This is a genomic window from Sulfitobacter sp. 15WGC, from assembly GCF_005068605.1.
Lineage (GTDB): Bacteria > Pseudomonadota > Alphaproteobacteria > Rhodobacterales > Rhodobacteraceae > Sulfitobacter > Sulfitobacter faviae.
The window spans coordinates 1-255 of the sequence record NZ_SZNL01000122.1; the positions used below are offsets into that span (position 1 = coordinate 1).

The following is a 255-nucleotide window of genomic DNA, read 5'->3' on the forward strand; positions in this document are numbered from 1 at the left end:
TCACCAGATCGCCGACGCCTGCATCGCCCCACGTCGTCACCTCCTTGGTATGCGGGATGAAGTTGATGCCGAAATCGCAGCCATCGACATCATTCACCGTCAGCGAGGTGCCGTTCAGCGCCACCGAGCCTTTGGGCGCGATGAACCGCGCCAGATCCTCGGGCGCGCGCAGGGTCACGCGGGTGCTGTCGCCCTCGTCTTTCATCTCAATGATCTCAGCCACGCCATCGACATGGCCCGAGACGATATGCCCGC

General features: G+C 63.1%; 1 pseudogene. It reads right to left on the reverse strand.

The features are described from left to right. Positions 1–255, reverse strand: a pseudogene (locus FCK22_RS18225) (riboflavin synthase); the annotation flags it as partial.